Origin of the sequence: Isoptericola sp. NPDC019482 (genome assembly GCF_040632295.1) — a bacterium.
Lineage (GTDB): Bacteria > Actinomycetota > Actinomycetes > Actinomycetales > Cellulomonadaceae > Isoptericola.
The window spans coordinates 16,486-33,125 of record NZ_JBEYBQ010000028.1 but is presented as its reverse complement, the minus strand read 5'-3'; the positions used below and the strand labels follow the sequence as shown (position 1 = coordinate 33,125).

Below are 16,640 nucleotides of genomic sequence, written 5' to 3'. Positions count from 1 at the left end.
GTGGGCCTGCCGCCGGGACTGCGGCTGCCGGTCGACGTCGCGCTTGCCCGCGCGGTTGAGCAGATCCCGGCACCGACGGCGCTGCCCGGGGGGTGCCTGTACGAGCCGAAGTGGGACGGCTTCCGGTGCGTGATCGCGCGCGATGGCGCCCGGGTGAGCCTGTGGTCACGCCGCGGCACCGACCTCACGACCACGTTCCCCGAAGTTGCCGCGGCCGCCGCCGACCAACTCGCCTCCGGGACCGTGCTCGACGGCGAGCTGGTCGTCTGGACGGCGGGCCGGCTCGACTTCGGCGCCCTGCAGGAGCGCATGGGCCGCGGCCCGCGCGCGGCAGCGCAGCACGCCCGCGCCCACCCGGCGTCTGCGGCCGTGTTCGACGTGCTGGCGACCGGTGGTGACGACGTGCGGGCCATGCCGCTGAGGCTCCGGCGCGCGTTGCTCGAGGATCTGGCCGCCATGTGGCGGCCACCGCTGAACCTCTCGCCCATCACGTCCGACGTCGACGAGGCACGCGAGTGGTTCGAGACCTACGTCGTTGCCGGCGTCGAGGGCCTGGTCGTCAAGGGCGGCGGACAGACCTATCGCGGCGGGCAGCGCGACTGGCTCAAGGTCAAGCACCGCTCCACCCTCGACGTCATCTGTGCCGCCGTGATCGGGCCCCGTGCCGCGCCGCAGCAGGTCGTCGCCGGCCTGCCCATCAACGGCAAGCTGCGCATCGTCGGACGGTCCACCCCGTTGAACCCGACCCTCCGCCGGAGCCTCGCAGCGCACCTCCGGGCCCCGGTAGGGCCGCACCCGTGGCCCGAGCAGGTCAGCCCCGGCGCATTCGGGCGCTTCGGGAACGACCGCGGGCCGGTGGACCTGACGCTCGTCGAGCCGCTCGTCGTCGAGGTCAGCGCGGACGCCGCGTGGTCGGGGCGGTCGTTCCGTCACCCGCTGCGCTTTCGACGCCCTCGCCCCGATCTTGAGGTCGAGGGCGTCGAACTTCCCCCTGGCGCATGACCTAGTTCTTGCGGTCGTCGATCCGAACGGTGACGTTGGCACCGCTCGGCCCGGGGAAGGCGGACTCGACGATGATCCGGGAGTCGCCAGGGGGCGAGATCCGCGCCCGGTCGTCGGGGTAGACGATCAAGGTCCATCCGTCGAGCTGGACCCGGCGGTTTCCCTCCCGCGTGAGCTCCACGGCCGAGGACTTCTGCTGCATCGTCGTCGTCTCGACGAGCTTGACCGGGTTCGCCTGCCCCTGGGTCCACACCACAGGGGACTCCTGGCCGATGAGGTCTTCGAACTCGCTGGACTTCTTCTTGAGGACGAACGTCGCTCGACCGTCGTCCTCGCGCTTGGTCTTCGCGATGTCCCAGGCGCCGACGACGGTGTTCTTGCGGACCGCGACCAGCACGTCCGCGTACTCCTTCTCCGAGCTCTCGGACAGGACCCAGGCCCCACGGGCTACGTCCTTGATCTGCTCCGGCGTCACGGCCTTCGCACCGGACCGGTTGATGTTTACGAGGATCACCTGGACCCCTCTCCGTCGATGACGCACGTCTTGTGCGTCGAGACGTGAACTCTACCACGAGACACCACGTCTTCGTCAAGGAGTCCTGACGTCTTCACCCCGCCCGGAGCAACCAACCGCCCGGCGCGCGCCGACTACGCTCCCGTCGTGATCCTGCGCGCGCACGTCGAGACCATCCCGCCCGACAACTCGGGCACGCATGAGACCCAGGTGCGGGAGGTCGAGGTCGAGGCCCCGACGTACGAGGACGGAAGGGCCCTTCTGGACGAACAGCTCAAGGACGGCGAGCGGCTCATCACGATCCGGGTCGCAGGGATCTGACGCCGACGCTCGACCCGTGCAGAGAGCTTGGGCGTCACCGGCGCCGCTGTCGGCGCTGCCGACTCGACCGGGCTGCGGCCGCGCGTCGTGCGCGGCGGGCCGCACGGGACTGAACTACTCCTCGGCGCCCTCGGGTGCGACCTGCCCCTTGGCGATGGCGTCACGCGCGGCCGCGTACTGCCGCTCGATGTACTCCTCGAGCTTCACCCGTTCGATCCGCCACACTCGCTTCGGCCCGACCTGAATCGCCGGCACCTCGCGCGTCTTGAGCAGCGTGTACACGGCCGTCTCGGTGATCGCGAGCTCGTCGGCGACGTCCTTCACGGACAGGAAGCGGGGCGAGGTCGTCATGCCGCCATCTTCCCAGCGCCGGAGAGGCGAGCGACCCGCCTGTCCACAGGCCATCATCTGACTTGGTTCAGGTCCTACTCTGAACATCTGGAAAGCGGACAAACACCCTCTATCGGACATAATCCGGGTTATCGGTTGAGGACTGGTGCGAGTTGCATCTGATGCAACAGCCCGCACCTCGCGAGGCCCGTTCGCGCTGGTGACGACGCCCATTTAACGACTCAGGCGCCAAATTTCCGGCGGAGTTCGGCTTCGTTCACGTTCTCGACGCCGTGCTTACGCAGCACACGTGCGAAGGCGCGCGCCTTCGCTTCGGGCGTCGACTCACGGTCCGCCGCACGGTTCGCCTCCACCTCCGCCTTCTTGAGCCCTTGCTGGACCTGCTTCTCAAGCGCGCCCATGGCCTTCTTGTCGAAATTGAAACTGGTCATCGTCGTCGATCCCCTCACGCTCGTTGGACCCAGGGCTGCGCCCAGCATGGCAGCCCGCTCAGACACCCGACGGCGCGGCACCGATGTCAGGGGAGCAGCTTCACACGAGCATGTCGGGCCGGCCGGCAAGCGGCGCACGTCAGAACCGACGGTGGGTTGAGACCGCCACCGTTTCTGAGGCGCGCCAGAAACGAGTTCTGGAGGTTTCGAAACCTCCCGATATCGACCCGGGCGCCGATTGCCGTGGGGCTCGTTCCCGTGCCGGTGAGCGAGCTCGGCCACCACCCGCGTAGGCAGGTGGTGGCGAGGGCTCGATCGTTAAGGACGCTCGATCACGGGGAGGATCAGGCGGCTGCGGTGCTGCGGGCCGTGCAGCACGGTGTTCGTGACCACGACCGGCTCGGCGGTGTCGTGGGTGATGTCGCCGCCAGTGTTCGTGTTGCGGTCGTAGCGCGGGAAGTTACTGCTCGATACCTCGACGCGCAGCCGGTGGCCCGGGAGGAACACGTTGGAGGTCGGTCCGAGGTTCACCGTCACCTCGTACTCGTGCCCCGGCTCCATCAGTTCGGGCTCGGTGAGCGAGTCGCGGTAGCGCGCACGCAGAAGGCCGTCAGCGAGGTAGAGGGCGCGGCCGTCCGGGAAGACGTCGACGAGCTTCGCGGTGAAGTCGGTGTCACGTGCCGACGACGACACGTGCAGCACGGCGGAGACCTCGCCGGTCACTTCCAGCGGCTCGTCGAGCACCGGAGTGGTGAAGCACAGCACGTCGTCGCGGGCCTCGACCGGAGTCTGGTCGAGGGGCCCCGCGGTGAACCCGGCTGCGGCGACGTTGCCCGGCGAGAGACGCCGGCCGCCGATGGTGGGGACGGGATCGGCGGGGTCGTAGCGGATGGTGTCGGCGGCCTCACCGGTCGGCGCGTCGGGGGTGAGCATGCCGTCGCCACCGGCGGTGTTGGCGTGGCCGGACCCGCCGAGGAAGTAGTCGACGTAGCGGGTGTCGGGCAGAGGCCAGTCCTGCTCGTCACGCCACTGGTCGATGCCCATGACGAAGATCCGCACGGGTGCGTCCCCGGCGTCGGCGGTGGCGTCTCCGCGCAGGTGGTGGTTGAAGAAGCGTACGTGCGCGCCGGTGAGGTCCGAGCTCAGTGCGCTTGCCCGCGGGCCGAAGGACCGGTCGCGGTAGAGGCCCTCCTGGTTGCGGTGATCCCACGGTCCGATGAGGAGCCTCTGGTTCTGCCGGGCCTCGGGGGTCGCGGCCTCGGCGCGCAGCCGGGCGAAGGCCCGCGTGGTCTCGGCCACGAAGATGTCGAACCAGCCGCCCACGTGGAGGCCGGGGGCGGCGACGTCAGCAATCCGGTGGCTGGGCGCGGACTCGGTCCAGAACCGATCGTCGACGGGGTGCTCCAGGGACTCCTTCCACCAGGGCCACTGCTGGTTGAGGATCGGCTGGTCGCCGATCGGGAGCTTGAGCAGGTGGGGCTCGGGGTCGGCTGCCACCTGCGCGGCCTGCATCATGGCGGCCATATCACCCTCGCCGCGCTGCAGCGCCCGCAACGCGAGCGTCTGGTTCATGCTCGCGGACCACGTGAGGCTGGTGTGCCAGAACAGCCCACCGGCGCGGTCGTGTCGGACGTACTGGAAGTCGACGGGCGCGGTGGCGGGTGCGATGGCCTTGAGTCCTTCCGGGGCCTCCGACGCCAGTGCCCACTGGGTCAGCCCCAGGAAGGACGACCCGTACATGCCGACGTTCCCGTCGCACCAGGGCTGCCGGCGAATCCACTCCAGGGTGTCGACGCCGTCGGCCGCGTCGCCGGCCTGCGGGGTGAAGACGCCGTCCGAGCCCCACGTACCGCGGCAGTCCTGCCACACCACGGCGTAGCCGACCTCGGCGAACGCGAGCGGAGTGGGCAGCACCGGCTGGCCGAGCTTGCTGATCATGTCCTTGCCGTAGGGCAGCCGCACGAGCAGCACGGGCGCGGGCCCCTCGCCGGGCAGATACAGGTCGGTGGTCAGCTCGACCCCGTCCCGCATGGGCACGCGGACATTCTTCTCGATGGTGATGGTCATGAGCTCTCCTGGTGGGACGTTGCAGATCGGTTGATGGACTCGGCGAAGATCGTGGCCACGCGCCGCAGACGGTCGTCGAGCTCGTCCGGGTCGGCCGGCGACCGGGGGCTGGTGATCCAGCTGCGCACGATCGCCTGGACCCCGGCGGCGAAGAACAGCCTCATGTCGTCCAGCGCGGCGCGGTCGAGGTCGCCGAACAGTGCGCCGACGGACGACCGGTTGAGATCGCTGAACAGGTCCTTGAGCGCCTCGCTCGCGGCGAACGCGCATGGGCCGCTGAAGATCGCGCGGTAGTAGGCCCGGTGCTCGGCGAGGTGCCGCGTGAGGGCGACCATTCGCTCCACCGGATCCTCCGCACCCACATCGCTCAGGGCCCTTTCGGTGAAGTCGACCGTCGCCGCGACCAGCAGTGCATCGCGGTCCCCGAAGTGCTGGTACAGCAGCTTGCGGCTGACGTCGGCAGCATCGGTGAGCTCGGTGACGGAGATCGCCGCGGTCTCCCGTTCGGTGACCAGTCGGATGGCGGCTTCCACGAGCGCCGCACGCGATCGCCGCACCCTCTTGTCCTCTGTCGTCGCTTCCACACCACGATAATATACAGGTGTTCCCAAAGTGACAAGTGGGTAGTAACGTGTGCGCTGCCGAGGAGCCGCCTCGGCCTGCCGACAGTGGAGAAGAGAACGAGATGTCCTTCGAAGGAAGATCAGCGATCGTCGCCGGAGGCGCGGGAGGGCTTGGCAGTGCCACCGTTCGGCGCCTGGCCGAGCTTGGCTTCGGTGTCGTCGTCGTCGATATCGACGAAGACCGGGCGCGGGCGCTGGTGAGGGACGTGGGGCCGAGAGCCGTTTTCGTCGCCGGCGACACGATCGACGACGACGTGGTCGAGCGCGCGGTCGATGCCGCTGGCGAGCTCGGCTCGCTCTTCGCGACCGTGGCCGCCACCGGTGTGGTGATCCGCGCCGGGCGCATGGTGGAGGAAGACGGCACGCTGCTGTCGAAGGACGCCATGCGCGCGAACTTCGACCTGCACGTCCTCGGGCCGTTCAACCTGGCCCGGATCGCCGCAGGTGCCATGGGCCGCAACGAGCCTGACAGCGATGGGCAGCGTGGCGTCATCGTGCAGACTGCCTCGATCAGCGCCTTCGACGGTCAAGCGACGATGGTTCCGTACGCGGCCGCCAAGGGCGGCGTGGCGTCGATGGTGCTGCCGATGGCGCGCGATCTCGCGCCGCGCGGGATCCGGGTGAACGCGATCGCCCCAGGTGCTTTCGGGACGCCGCGGCTCACTGACCCGCAGATCCAGGCGATGCTCGTGCGCGACAACACGTTCCCGAAGCGGGTCGGGCACCCCGAGGAGTTCGCGACCCTGGTCGAGACGATCGTGCGAACGCCGTACCTCAACGCGCAGGTCATCCGGGTGGACGGCGGCGCCCGGCTCCGCGCGGACATGACCCAGGGGTAAGACACCCGGGTCGCCGGGCCCGACCGCCCGGAGACCGGACTTCGACGGTGGCGTGATGAGCGGGTAGCCATCACGCCACCGCAGAAGCGTGCGCCGACGAAGCCGCACCATCCCGCGCACACATCTGCATCAAGACGAAGGACCCGAGACGCCGTGACAACCATCGCTCCGCAGGAGCCCACTTCGACCCGAGCCGGCGAGCAAGACCCGGCGCCCGACAAGCGCGAGGCGATCGGCCGCCTGGTCGCCGTCTTCCTCTTCCCGCTGCTCATCGTGGCGATGATGGTCACAGGTACCCTGCTGACCACCCATAACCCGACTCCGCACGACCTGCCGATCGCCGTGGTCGGACCCGAGGCACAGATCGACCAGCTGATCGCCGCGGTCGACGCAGAAGAGCCCGGTGCCGTCGACTTCGAGGTCATGGACGACGCGGCCGCGGCGCAACAGAGGGTGGTCGACCGTGAGATCGCCGGCGCCGTCAGACTGGGGGGCCCGGGCGAGACGGCCACCATCGCCACCGCGGGCGCTGCCGGTCCCTCGCAGGCGTCGCTGGTGCAGGCCCTCGTGGCGCCGCAGCTGATCGCGCTCGGCATCGACTCCCAGGTCAGCGACCTGGTGCCGCTCGGTGAGCACGACACCGGCGGGGTGGCGGTCATGTTCCTCGCGATGGCGTTCATCATGGCCGGGTACATGCCGATGAGCCTGATTCTCTCGGCCTCGCCCAAGACGCTGCGGATCCGACGGATCGTGCCGATCCTGGCGGCATGGGCCACGGTGACGGCGCCCCTGATCTGGTGGATCGTCGGTCCGCTCCTCGGGGCGTTCGAGGGTCACGCCCTGCCCGTGATCGGGATCGGTTGGCTGTCGGTCTTCACGGTCGGACTCGTCCAGGTCTTCCTCACGCGCATCCTCGGACCAATGGCGTCCCTGGCAGCCGTGCTGTTCATCAGCGTCCTCGGCGGGCCTGCATCAGGGCTGACATCGTCGATCCACACGATGCCCGGCGTGTTCGCCATGCTCCAGCAGTTCCTGCCGACACCCGCGACCGGACAGGCCCTCGCATCGATCATCTACTTCGACGGCAACGGCGCGTGGCCGCACATCCTCGTGCTCATCCTCGGCGCCCTGGTCGCGTTCGCAGCGATCCTGGCCATCGACGCCCGCCGCCGCCGCAACCCCGAACACACGGACCCCGAGCCGACCATGCTCACCCTCACCGGCGGGTCCAAGCCTCACTCCGCCCTCGGGAAGTACCTCTCGATCGCGATGTTCCCCGTGATCATGATCGTGATGCTGCTCTCCACGCTCCTGGCGAGCACGTACCAGCCGTCTCCGAAGGACATGCCCATCGCCGTGGTCGCAGGGACTACAGAACAAGCCGAAAACGCCGTGGCGGGACTCGAGCAGAGCACCGGGGAACTGTTCGACCTGCGCGCCTTCGACTCGACGGACACGGCTGCCGACCAGGTCCGCAGCAGGGAGGTCGTCGCGGCCTACCAGCTGCCCACGAGCACCCCCGAAGCGACGCTCACCGTCAACCAGGCCGCGGGCGTCAGCCAGGCGAAGCTGGTCGAGTCGATCTTCCGGCAAGTCGCCGACTCCCAGGACGCCGGCCTGAGGATCGACAACCTCGCCCCCGTCGACGCCCGCGACTCCGCCGGGTCCGTCAGCCTGGGAATCGCCCAGGGCTGGATGATGGCCGGGATCCTGATCGTCATCGTCGCCGCAAGCGCCGCGCCCGCGATCATGCGGCTCCGGACGCTGCTGCCGATCCTCGGAGCCTGGGCCCTGTTCGCGCCGGCCATGATCTGGCTCATCGCAGGCCCCATCGTCGGCGCCGTCAGCGGAGACTTCCTGCCCCTCTACGGCGCAGGGGTCGTGGCAGTGTTCGCCACCGCGACGGTCACGCTCGTGTTCTCCAGGCTCATCGGGCTGTACGCCGTCATCCCAGCAGTCGGGATCCTGGTCTTCCTCGGCGTGCCCGCCTCTGGAGGCGCGCTGTCCATCTACATGACGCCCGAGGTCTTCAGGCTCCTGCACGACGTCCTGCCGATGCCCGCCGCCGTCGAGTCGATCCGCTCGATCCTGTACTTCGGCTCGGACACTCTCGCGCACGAGCTGGTCTTCGTCGGGCTCTGGGGCGCGATCTCACTCACCCTCGTGATGCTCATCGACAAGCTCAAGCCCGTCCGCACCACACCGCTGACAGCCGCCGACGACGCCCACCCTGTCGTGCAGACAATCCTGTCGGACGCGGCTCCCGCGTCCACGCAGGAAGACGACGGAAGTCGGACGCCTCCAATAGAGCGATGAGCATCCAGACACTGGCGAGACCAGGGTCGCAACCTGAATCCGGCCCCCGCGCGTGAAGTGCGACCCCGGTTCAGAACCGACCGATTCTGAGGCGCGCCAGAATGGGGTTCTGGATGTTTCGAAACCTCGGGTGTGCGGGATGCGCCGCCGGCACGGTCAGAGCGGCGCGAGGAGCATGAGGACCTCGTCGCGGTCGTCTCCGCCTGCGAGGCGTAGGGCGTCGGGCCAGCGTCCGAGCTCTTTCCAGCCCAGGCTCGCGTAGAAGGCTTCGAGGCCCGCGCCGCCACCCGCGGCGAGGTGGAGCTGTTCGAGGTCCATCTCGTCTCGGGCGACGCGGCGGGCCTCGGTCATGAGGGCTGTTCCTGGGCCACGGCCTTGCAGGATCGGGCGGGCCTGGAGGTGGTGGATGGTGCCCCAGTGGGAGATGAGCGGCCATTGGTCTCGTCGGAGGTTGAGCCAGCCGGCGAGCTGTCCGTCGTGCTCGGCGATCAGGAGGCGACTGGTCTGCGGATCGAGGTTCTGGATGATCGCGTCGAGTGAGGGCACCACGTCGGCGGCTTCCACCGGCGGGAAGGGGAACCCCGCTGCGCCACCCGCGTTGGTCACCTCGACCCAGCACGCAGTGAGCGCCGAGTGCTGCTCGGCGGTGACATCGCCGGGGGCTGTGAGCTGGGCGAGGGAAGGCGCAGCGTCGGTCACGGGCTCTCCTGGGGAGTGACGGTTGACGCGGTCGCGGGCGTGCTCGGCGCCACGGTGAGGTCGACGGTCCCGACGGCGGGCAACGCGTGGCGGATGGCGTATTCCGCCGCAGCGGCCGCCTGGTCCGCGGGCCGCGATGGTGGTGCCGGGGGCAAGGTGCAGGCGGGCCTGGACGACGAGGCGGTGGCCGGACCAGCGCAGCCGGACGTCCGAGGCCTGTTCGTGCTCGCCGCCGCCGTGATCCTGGCGTGTGCGGAGCCGTTCGCCGAGTCGCTCGTCGCCTCCGGCTCCCAGCTCGGGATCGACGAGTTCCTCCTCGTGCAATGGCTCGCGCCGCTCGCGTCCGAGGCACCTGAGTTCATCATCGCCGTGCTGTTCGCGTGGCGTGGCAAGGGCACCGCGGCGATCGCCACCCTGATCTCCTCCAAGATCAACCAGTGGACCCTGCTGGTCGGGTCGCTGCCGATCGCCTACCTCGCCGGCGGCGGCACCGCATCGCTGGTCCTGGACACCCGGCAGGTCGAGGAGGTCCTGCTCACCGCCACCCAGACCATGATGGGCGTCGCCATCCTGCTCGGCCTGCGGTTCCACCGCTGGTCTGCCTGGACGCTCCTCGGGCTGTTCGTCATCCAGTTCGCCGTCACCGGCACGACGGGACGCTTCGTCCTGTCGGGGATCTACGCAGCCATCAGCGTCGCCATACTCATCGTGCAGCGCCGACACATCATCCCGACCCTTACCGCGCCCTTCCGGACCAACACCGAGTAGACCCTTCGTGAAGCCGCCTGCCGGGTCGGCCACGAGTGCTGGCCCGGCAGGCAGCTCAACGGTCGATCTTGGCGCACTCCCAGGTTGGCTCCTGGACATCTCGACAGCCGTGGTTCTCCTCGCACGGGTCGGTGGCGCCCGTGGCTTCGCCTCCTAGCGAGGGTCCAGGAGCAGTGCCGCGGTGCCGGTGTGGTGGAACGCCGCGGTGTTGAAGGCGCGAAGGGCCGCTTCGAACTCGTCGGTCAAGGTGTCGAGCTCGATGCCGGGCACTGTGGCGTCGTCCGTCGTCGCGCCGTTGGCGTATCGCAACACGATGTCGGCCAGCCGGAGCGCGGAGGTGCGGAGCGCCGCCGCGGTCTGCGGGGTGAACGTCTCTGGTGCTTGGGTCTCGGCGTCGCTGGTCACTTCTGCTCCTGGTTTCGTTCGCGCCGCTTGGTGATCGCGGTGAGGACTGCGAGCGTGATCAGCAGGGCCACGATGGCGCCGGCGAACAGCCACAGGACGGTAGGCGAGACGCTGTTGGCGTTCTCGGTGCTCTCCGGGGGGTCGATCGCGAGTTCCGTGGAGGGTTCCTCGGTCTGGTCGGCGGTCGGTGCAGGGTCGGGGCCGGCTGCCTCTGCGTCGTCCGGCTGCGAGTCAGATGCCGTGGGGGTGGGGCTGGGCGTCGTGTCGGTTGCGGCGAGCTCGAAGGTGAAGTCGCCGTCGATCGGGTGCCCGTCGGAGGACACGACGCGCCAGGACACGTCGTAACCGCCGGCGGCCATGTCTGCGGGGAGGGATGCGGTGACCTGGGGTCCGTCGACTGCGACCTCGCCGGTAGGGACCTGTGTTCCCGCGGCGTCGGTGACGGCGATCTGCGCGCCGGTGAGGATGAGGTCGGCACTGAAGTTCAGCACGATCTGGCCCGGGCTCGTGTCGACCGTCTTGCCGTTGGCGGGCTTGGAGGACAGCAGCTCGTCGTGTGCGCTGGCGACGGGTGCGGTGGCGAGAACGGTGGTGGCGGCGACGCAGAGCGCGGCCAGGGTTGTGATGGTGCGGCGGACGGTGCGGAACACGGAGCTCTCCTGGATCGGGGTGGTGTTTTCGTGCCGGGCGGCCGGAAGGCCACGACGTGCGGGTGCAGAGCGCGCGGGCGGCGGCCGTGCCTCGGTGGTGGGATGTGTCATCCGGTGGTCAGCCCGGAGTAGGAGTGCTTGCCGTTGATCACGAGGTTGACCACGGTGAAGTTGAAGATGACGCAGGTGTAGCCCACCAGGACGAAGTAGGCGGAGCGCCTGCCGGCCCAGCCGCGGGTCATGCGTGCGTGCAGGTAGGCGGCGTAGACGACCCAGATGACGAAGGTCCACACCTCCTTGGGGTCCCATCCCCAGTACCGGCCCCAGGCGTCCTCTGCCCAGATGGCCCCGCCGATGAGGGTGAAGGTCCAGGCGACGAATCCGACGGCGTTGAGCCGGAACGACAGCGCCTCGAGCGCGGCGGGCGCGGGCAGGTGAGCCACCCACTGCAATGCCCGTGGGGTGGGGTCCGGGCGCCCCTGGAGCTGGTCGGCGAGCAGCTGCAGCATCGACAGGATGAACGCGACGGTGAAGATGCCGGCGGCGCCGACGGCGACGCCGACGTGGATGACCAGCCAGTAGGACTGCAGCGCGGGGAACAGCCCGGTGGCGGGGACGTAGAAGGCATTGAGCGCGAGGACGACGAACAGGGCTGCGATTCCCGTGACGAAGGTGCCGAGGAACCGAAGGTCACGGCGCAGGTTGATCAGGACGAACACCAGCAGGGCGGTGCAGGCCCCCACGAGGGTGAACTCGTACATGTTCGACCAGGGCGCGCGGCCGGCAGCGACCCCGCGCATCGTGATCGAGGCGATGAGCATCACGGTGGCGACCCAGGTGGTGGCCATCGCGGCGCCGGCGGCCCGCCGTGGGCGTGTGACGTCGCTCGGCGGGGCTGCGCCGGGCGGCGCTCCGGTGCGCTGGTCGGCCTGCCGGGACAGGTCGATGGCGAAGGCGATCATGGCGGTGGTCAGGGCTGTCACGGCAGCCCACGCGAACAGGACGCTGAGGTCGGAGGCGGGCATGAGGGTCCTCTCCGCGACCCGGACCGCAGCAGGGCAGGCGGGTCGCGACCAGGCCGCCCGGCGGTGTCCGCGAGGAATGCGGCGCCCACGAGCCCCACTCGGGCTCGAGCCGAGCGGAAGCTGGAGGCGCGGGGGGAGGGACTCCGGGCCGGCAGGTGACAAGGGTGGGTGCTGGCGGGACGACGGGCGCTGCCTCGTCGGTGTCCCACCCGCGGAGGGGTCTACCTCCGGCACACTCCCCAGGTCAGAGGGCTTGCCTGCTGCATCGCGGCGCGCATCCCGGTGCCCGGCGTCGGGCTCGAGGATTCACGGCCGAGGATCGGGGTGCGGCGTCGCCACAGCATCGCGATGCCGTGCAGGAGCATCGCGAGACCGGTGACCAGCAGCGCGCATACGCACAGCAGGCCGGCAGGTTCGTCGAGGTGGCCGGTCGTCGCGATCGTCGTCGTCGGTAGGACGTCCTGGGCCACGGTGCTGGTGCCGGCGACCGCCGGGTCCCCGATGCTCGCCATGCTGGCACCGGCGGTGACGGTCTCGTTCGACGTTGCGGCCACGGTCGGGGCGGTGGCTGCTGTCGCGGCTGCGGGGGCGGCGGACTCGGGCACGGTGGTGCCCAGCAGGACCGCCAGCGCGAGCAGGAGGACCGTCAGCACGCATCGTGCGGCGGTCGATCCTTCGCGGGTCTGGGTCGGTGCAGCCATGGCAAGGTCGATCCTAGACGCGGAGCGGGTCCCGTTCGGACGGCCTTGCAGTGGCCTCTGTTACGGTCCGTGCGGCGATCCGAGAATGAAGGTGGTGGGCGTAGTGATGTCGGTGCCGGCGCAGTTCGACGGGCCGGTGTGGTTGCCCTCCGCGCCGCCGTCGTGGGAGACCTACCTCGCCCCCACGCTCCAACCCGTCCCGGTCATCCCAGTCATCGGGCTGCTCGCCGCGACGCTCTACCTCGCCGGCGCGATCCGGGTCTGGACGACGGGCCGCCACTGGTCACCATGGGCCACCCTGTCCTTCCTTGGCGGCTGCGCGGTCCTGGTGGTCGTGATGGGCGCAGGGGTGGAGGGCTACGGGCTCGAGATGTACTCGGTGTTCATGTTCCAGCAGCTGACGCTGATGATGGCGATTCCCCCGCTGTTGGTGCTGGGCCGCCCGGGGACCCTGCTGCTACGTGCCACCCCGCACAACTGGGCTGGGCGCCCGGTCCTGGTCGCCGCCCGGTGGGGCCTGCGGTCCTGGCCAGGGCGGGTGGCCCTGCACCCGGCGCTGATGATCCCGCTGTTCCTGCTGAGCTTCTACGCCCTGTACCTCAGTGACCTGGCCGGCGAGCTGCTGTCCACGTGGGGCGGGCACCTGTCGTTGGAGCTGCTGTTCCTGGTCGCGGGCATCTTGTTCACCGTCCCGGTGCTTTCGCGCGACCCGCTGCCCAAGCCGCAGGGGCACCTGGGCCGGGCGGCGGACATGTTCATCGAGATGCCCACGCACGCGTTCTTCGGTGTCGTGGTGATGATGGCCAGCGCACCGCTGGTGTCCGCGTTCACGCATCCGCCGGCGTCCTGGGGCGTGGACATCATGGCCGACCAGGGGGTCGCCGGCGGCCTCGCCTGGTCCTACGGCGAGCTCCCGTCGCTGATCATGCTGGTGATCATCTTCGTGCGCTGGAACAAGGACGAGACGCGCAAGGTCGCCGCCGCGGACCGGCGCATCGACGCAGAGGGCAACCCCGAGCTCGAGGCGTACAACGACTACCTGCGAAACCTGGGCCGCCGCGCCTGACGCGGTTCGCGCCTCGCTCAGGCGTGCGCGGTGCTCTCGCTCTCCCGTAGCCGCCCGGTCTCCAGCTGGATCGTGGAGTGCCCGACCGACACGAGGAAGTGCTCTGCTACGCAGGTGCGGATGCGTTGCAGGATGTCTGGCGCGTGGCCGTCGGCGAAGCATTCGTCGTCGACCACGACGTGCGCGGAGATGACGGGCAGCCCGGTGGCCACGGTGGAGGCGTGTACGTCGTGCACGTCACGGACGTGGTCGAGGGCGAGGATGTGCGTGCGGACCTCGTCCAGGTCCAGGCCGTCGGGTGTGTACTCCATGAGGACGCGGAACGTCTGGCGCAGGATCGCGAACGCACGCGGGACAATGAGCACTGCGATGAACAGGCCGGCGATGGCGTCGGCCCGCTGGTAGCCAGTGGTCGCGATCACGATCGCGGCGACGATGACGCCGAGGGAGCCGAGCGCGTCGTTGAGGACCTCGAGGAACGCGGCGCGCATGTTGAGGTTCGCGCCACGGCTCGAGGACAGGATCGTGATCCCGATGATGTTCGCGACCAGCCCGACGATGCCGAACACGAGTAGCTCGGTGGACGGCACCTCGGGCGGCGCGACGAGCCGCCGCACGCCCTCGATCGCGGCGTAGGTGCCGACGGCGATCAGCAGCGTGGCCTGGCCCAGTGCTGCGATGACCTCGATGCGGCGAAAGCCCCACGTGCGGCGCTTGTCGGCGGGCCGGTGCATGAGCGTCGCAGCAACGAGAGCGACCAGCAGGCCGGCCGCGTCGGTCAGGGCGTGCGCGGTGTCGGTGAGCAGGGCGAGGCTGCCGGTGACCACCGACCCCACAGCCTGAGCCACGACGATCGTGGAGGTGAGGCCGAAGGCGATCGCGAGCCGTCGGCGGTGCGACGGCGCCGCCGCTCCGTCGCCAGGTGTGGGGCCGTGGCTGTGTCCGGCGCCCATCAGGAAGCCTCGCTCACGGCAGCAGCGGTGTGGCCGTGGGTGTGCGGGTGCATCAGGTGCGAGCAGAGGGTCACCTGGTCGCCGGTGGCGTCCAGGAGGCGCTCGGCGCCCGCCAGCAGCCCGGCCAGCAGCTCGGGCTGGGCCAGCGAGAACCACGACGCACGACCCTCCGCGCGTACCGACACCAGCCCACACTCCCGCAGGCACGCCAGGTGCTTGCTCACGGTCGACTGCGCGAGGTCGAGGTGCTCGACCAGGTCGCGCACCCGGTGCTCACCGAACGCGAGGTGCTGCAGCAGTGCGAGCCTGGTGGCGTCGGACAGCGCGTGGAAGAGGTCGGCGAACGCCCCGGTGGCAACCCGGTCGATATCAGCGCGCGCAGGCGACTCTATGATCGTCATATGGCGATGCTATCGTCTTATGGCGATGTGGTCTAGGTGTCTCAGATGGGGGTGACGAAGCCTCGCACCCATCCCTGCATGGTCATCATCAGCAGTGACCATGCCCCGGAGACCATGGCGAGCCCGATGAGCACGAGCACGGCGCCGCCGGCGATGTTGATGGTGCGCAGGTGCCGGCGCAGGAATCTCGTCGAACGTTGTGCCCACCCGAACCCCCAAGCGATCATCAGGAAGGGGACGCCGAGGCCGATGCAGTAGGCCAGGGCGAGGAGCGCGCCGCGCGGGGCGGAGGCGGTGTCGATGCTCAGGGCCGAGATCGCGATCAGCGTGGGCCCCAGGCACGGCGCCCAGCCCAGCCCGAAGACCATTCCGAGCATCGGCGCCCCCAGGACCCCGACTCGCGGCGTCCAAGCTGTACGGACGACGCGCTGCAGCGGGCCGAACTGGCCGACGAAGACCAGGCCCATCACGATCACGAGCACCCCCAGCACCCGGATCAGGATGTCCTGGTAGCGCACCAGCCAGGCCCCGAGCGCTCCGAAGAGGGCGCCGTACGCGATGAACACCACGCTGAAGCCGGCCACGAAGAGCGCGGCCCCGGCCAGGAGGCGACGCCGGGACGCCTCCTGACCCATCCCGCCGACGTAGCCGAGGTAGCCGGGCACGAGGGGCAGGATGCACGGCGAAGCGAACGACACCAGGCCGGCCAGCAGGGCGAGAGGAATGGCGATCGCCAACCCGCCGGAGAACACGACCTCGGGGATGGTCATCCCTGCAGGGCCTCCTGGACCAGCTGGTAGAGCTCGTTCGGATCGGATGCCTCCAGCCGCTGCCCGTCGAGGAAGAACGTCGGGGTGCCCTGCACGCCGAGCGCGCGGCCGTCGTCGAAGTCGCGCTGCACGCGTGCGGCCACCGCGGGGTCGGCGAGGTCGGCGTCGTACTGCTCGAGGTTCAGCCCCAGATCCTGGGCGAAGCCGCGGAAGACGGACGCCTGGGAGTCGCGCTTCTCGCCCCATTCGGACTGGGTCTCGTACATGCGCTGGTACATGCCCTCGAGCTGCTCTTGGCGTGCCGCGGCCTCGACCGCCAGGGCGGCGTTCTGGGCGTTGGCGTGCGACGGGATCGGGAAGTAGCGGATGGCGAGTGTCAGCTCGTCGGGGAAGTCGGCGCGCAGTTGCTCGACGGCGGGGTAGAACGCGCGGCACGCCTCGCACTCGAAGTCGAGGAACTCCACGAGGACGGCTTGCTCGTCGCTGGCCTGGTTGATGACGTGGGTCTCGTCGTTCAGCACGGCTGGCGCGTCGTTGCCGGACGCGATGGGCGCTGCGCCGGAAGAGCGGTCGGACACAACCAGCCAGATGACGATGCCAGCTAGCGCGAGGACGGCGGCAAGAAGGACGGTCTGCAGCACACGGCGAGAGGTCATGGGGATTCCTCGTCGTTCGAAGGGAAGCGGGGGCGCGCGGAGACCGTGCTCGAGGCAGACCGCACCCACGCCCCACCCGGGG

20 protein-coding genes are annotated in these 16,640 nt (G+C 69.6%); 6 read left to right on the top strand and 14 right to left on the bottom strand.

Going from position 1 to position 16,640, the window contains the following annotated elements:
* Window positions 1-1,002, top strand: a complete 1,002-nt coding sequence (locus ABZ493_RS16335; protein WP_430583203.1) for an ATP-dependent DNA ligase — start codon at window positions 1-3, stop codon at window positions 1,000-1,002.
* 1 nt (window position 1,003) lies between these two features.
* Here the strand turns inward: ABZ493_RS16335 and ABZ493_RS16330 are convergent, their stop codons facing one another.
* The gene (locus ABZ493_RS16330; RefSeq protein WP_430583202.1) at window positions 1,004-1,516 is read right to left on the bottom strand and encodes a hypothetical protein; all 513 of its coding nucleotides are present in this window, start codon (window positions 1,514-1,516) and stop codon (window positions 1,004-1,006) included.
* A 147-nt stretch (window positions 1,517-1,663) separates the two neighbouring features.
* Here ABZ493_RS16330 and ABZ493_RS16325 point away from each other — a divergent pair, with 147 nt between their 5' ends.
* Window positions 1,664-1,837, top strand: a complete 174-nt coding sequence (locus tag ABZ493_RS16325) for a hypothetical protein (protein ID WP_430583201.1) — start codon at window positions 1,664-1,666, stop codon at window positions 1,835-1,837.
* Between the two features lie 114 nt (window positions 1,838-1,951).
* On the opposite strand, the gene ABZ493_RS16320 is transcribed toward ABZ493_RS16325, so the two are convergent.
* From ABZ493_RS16320 to ABZ493_RS16305, 4 genes are all read right to left on the bottom strand, one after another.
* Window positions 1,952-2,188, bottom strand: a complete 237-nt coding sequence (locus ABZ493_RS16320; protein WP_430583200.1) for a helix-turn-helix domain-containing protein — start codon at window positions 2,186-2,188, stop codon at window positions 1,952-1,954.
* 221 nt (window positions 2,189-2,409) lie between these two features.
* The gene (locus tag ABZ493_RS16315; RefSeq protein WP_430583199.1) at window positions 2,410-2,619 is read right to left on the bottom strand and encodes a hypothetical protein; all 210 of its coding nucleotides are present in this window, start codon (window positions 2,617-2,619) and stop codon (window positions 2,410-2,412) included.
* Window positions 2,620-2,937: 318 nt separating this feature from the next.
* The gene (locus ABZ493_RS16310) at window positions 2,938-4,686 is read right to left on the bottom strand and encodes a CocE/NonD family hydrolase (RefSeq protein WP_430583198.1); all 1,749 of its coding nucleotides are present in this window, start codon (window positions 4,684-4,686) and stop codon (window positions 2,938-2,940) included.
* Window positions 4,683-5,297: a TetR/AcrR family transcriptional regulator gene (locus ABZ493_RS16305; RefSeq protein WP_430583197.1), complete on the bottom strand. Its 615-nt coding sequence runs from the start codon at window positions 5,295-5,297 to the stop codon at window positions 4,683-4,685. The genes ABZ493_RS16310 and ABZ493_RS16305 overlap by 4 nt, the downstream gene beginning before the upstream one ends.
* A 74-nt stretch (window positions 5,298-5,371) precedes the next feature.
* Here ABZ493_RS16305 and ABZ493_RS16300 point away from each other — a divergent pair, with 74 nt between their 5' ends.
* A complete protein-coding gene (locus ABZ493_RS16300; protein ID WP_430583196.1) occupies window positions 5,372-6,148 on the top strand; it encodes an SDR family NAD(P)-dependent oxidoreductase in 777 nt (258 codons plus the stop codon).
* Window positions 6,149-6,301: 153 nt separating this feature from the next.
* Entirely contained in the window at window positions 6,302-8,464 is a 2,163-nt protein-coding gene (locus ABZ493_RS16295) for an ABC transporter permease (protein WP_430583195.1), read from the top strand.
* 156 nt (window positions 8,465-8,620) lie between these two features.
* Here the strand turns inward: ABZ493_RS16295 and ABZ493_RS16290 are convergent, their stop codons facing one another.
* The gene (locus tag ABZ493_RS16290) at window positions 8,621-9,163 is read right to left on the bottom strand and encodes a GNAT family N-acetyltransferase (protein ID WP_430583194.1); all 543 of its coding nucleotides are present in this window, start codon (window positions 9,161-9,163) and stop codon (window positions 8,621-8,623) included.
* Between the two features lie 15 nt (window positions 9,164-9,178).
* On the opposite strand from ABZ493_RS16290, the gene ABZ493_RS16285 reads away from it, so the two are divergent.
* The gene (locus tag ABZ493_RS16285; protein ID WP_430583193.1) at window positions 9,179-9,931 is read left to right on the top strand and encodes a sodium/calcium exchanger protein; all 753 of its coding nucleotides are present in this window, start codon (window positions 9,179-9,181) and stop codon (window positions 9,929-9,931) included.
* Window positions 9,932-10,084: 153 nt separating this feature from the next.
* Here ABZ493_RS16285 and ABZ493_RS16280 read toward each other — a convergent pair whose 3' ends face one another.
* The 4 genes from ABZ493_RS16280 to ABZ493_RS16265 form a co-directional block, all read right to left on the bottom strand.
* Window positions 10,085-10,336 (bottom strand): hypothetical protein, encoded by a 252-nt coding sequence (locus ABZ493_RS16280; protein ID WP_430583192.1) that lies wholly within the window; start codon window positions 10,334-10,336, stop codon window positions 10,085-10,087.
* Complete coding sequence (locus tag ABZ493_RS16275; RefSeq protein WP_430583191.1) at window positions 10,333-10,986, bottom strand: copper resistance CopC family protein; 654 nt, start codon at window positions 10,984-10,986, stop codon at window positions 10,333-10,335. Before ABZ493_RS16275 ends, ABZ493_RS16280 begins: the two co-directional genes overlap by 4 nt.
* Before the next feature lie 107 nt (window positions 10,987-11,093).
* Window positions 11,094-12,011, bottom strand: a complete 918-nt coding sequence (gene ccsB, locus ABZ493_RS16270; protein ID WP_430583190.1) for a c-type cytochrome biogenesis protein CcsB — start codon at window positions 12,009-12,011, stop codon at window positions 11,094-11,096.
* A gap of 221 nt (window positions 12,012-12,232) precedes the next feature.
* A complete protein-coding gene (locus tag ABZ493_RS16265; protein WP_430583189.1) occupies window positions 12,233-12,712 on the bottom strand; it encodes a hypothetical protein in 480 nt (159 codons plus the stop codon).
* A gap of 106 nt (window positions 12,713-12,818) precedes the next feature.
* Between ABZ493_RS16265 and ABZ493_RS16260 the strand changes: the two genes are divergently transcribed.
* Window positions 12,819-13,778 carry a cytochrome c oxidase assembly protein gene (locus tag ABZ493_RS16260; RefSeq protein WP_430583230.1) on the top strand — a complete coding sequence of 320 codons (960 nt, stop codon included), beginning with the start codon at window positions 12,819-12,821 and terminating at the stop codon, window positions 13,776-13,778.
* Between the two features lie 17 nt (window positions 13,779-13,795).
* On the opposite strand, the gene ABZ493_RS16255 is transcribed toward ABZ493_RS16260, so the two are convergent.
* From ABZ493_RS16255 to ABZ493_RS16240, 4 genes are read right to left on the bottom strand one after another with little or no spacing between them, the layout of a single operon-like run.
* On the bottom strand, window positions 13,796-14,731 hold the full coding sequence (locus ABZ493_RS16255; protein WP_430583188.1) for a cation diffusion facilitator family transporter: 936 nt from the start codon (window positions 14,729-14,731) through the stop codon (window positions 13,796-13,798).
* Complete coding sequence (locus ABZ493_RS16250) at window positions 14,731-15,132, bottom strand: metalloregulator ArsR/SmtB family transcription factor (RefSeq protein WP_430583187.1); 402 nt, start codon at window positions 15,130-15,132, stop codon at window positions 14,731-14,733. Before ABZ493_RS16250 ends, ABZ493_RS16255 begins: the two co-directional genes overlap by 1 nt.
* A 41-nt stretch (window positions 15,133-15,173) precedes the next feature.
* Window positions 15,174-15,902 carry a cytochrome c biogenesis protein CcdA gene (locus tag ABZ493_RS16245; protein ID WP_430583186.1) on the bottom strand — a complete coding sequence of 243 codons (729 nt, stop codon included), beginning with the start codon at window positions 15,900-15,902 and terminating at the stop codon, window positions 15,174-15,176.
* Window positions 15,899-16,558 carry a thioredoxin domain-containing protein gene (locus tag ABZ493_RS16240; protein ID WP_430583185.1) on the bottom strand — a complete coding sequence of 220 codons (660 nt, stop codon included), beginning with the start codon at window positions 16,556-16,558 and terminating at the stop codon, window positions 15,899-15,901. Before ABZ493_RS16240 ends, ABZ493_RS16245 begins: the two co-directional genes overlap by 4 nt.
* Between the last annotated feature and the right edge of the window lie 82 nt (window positions 16,559-16,640).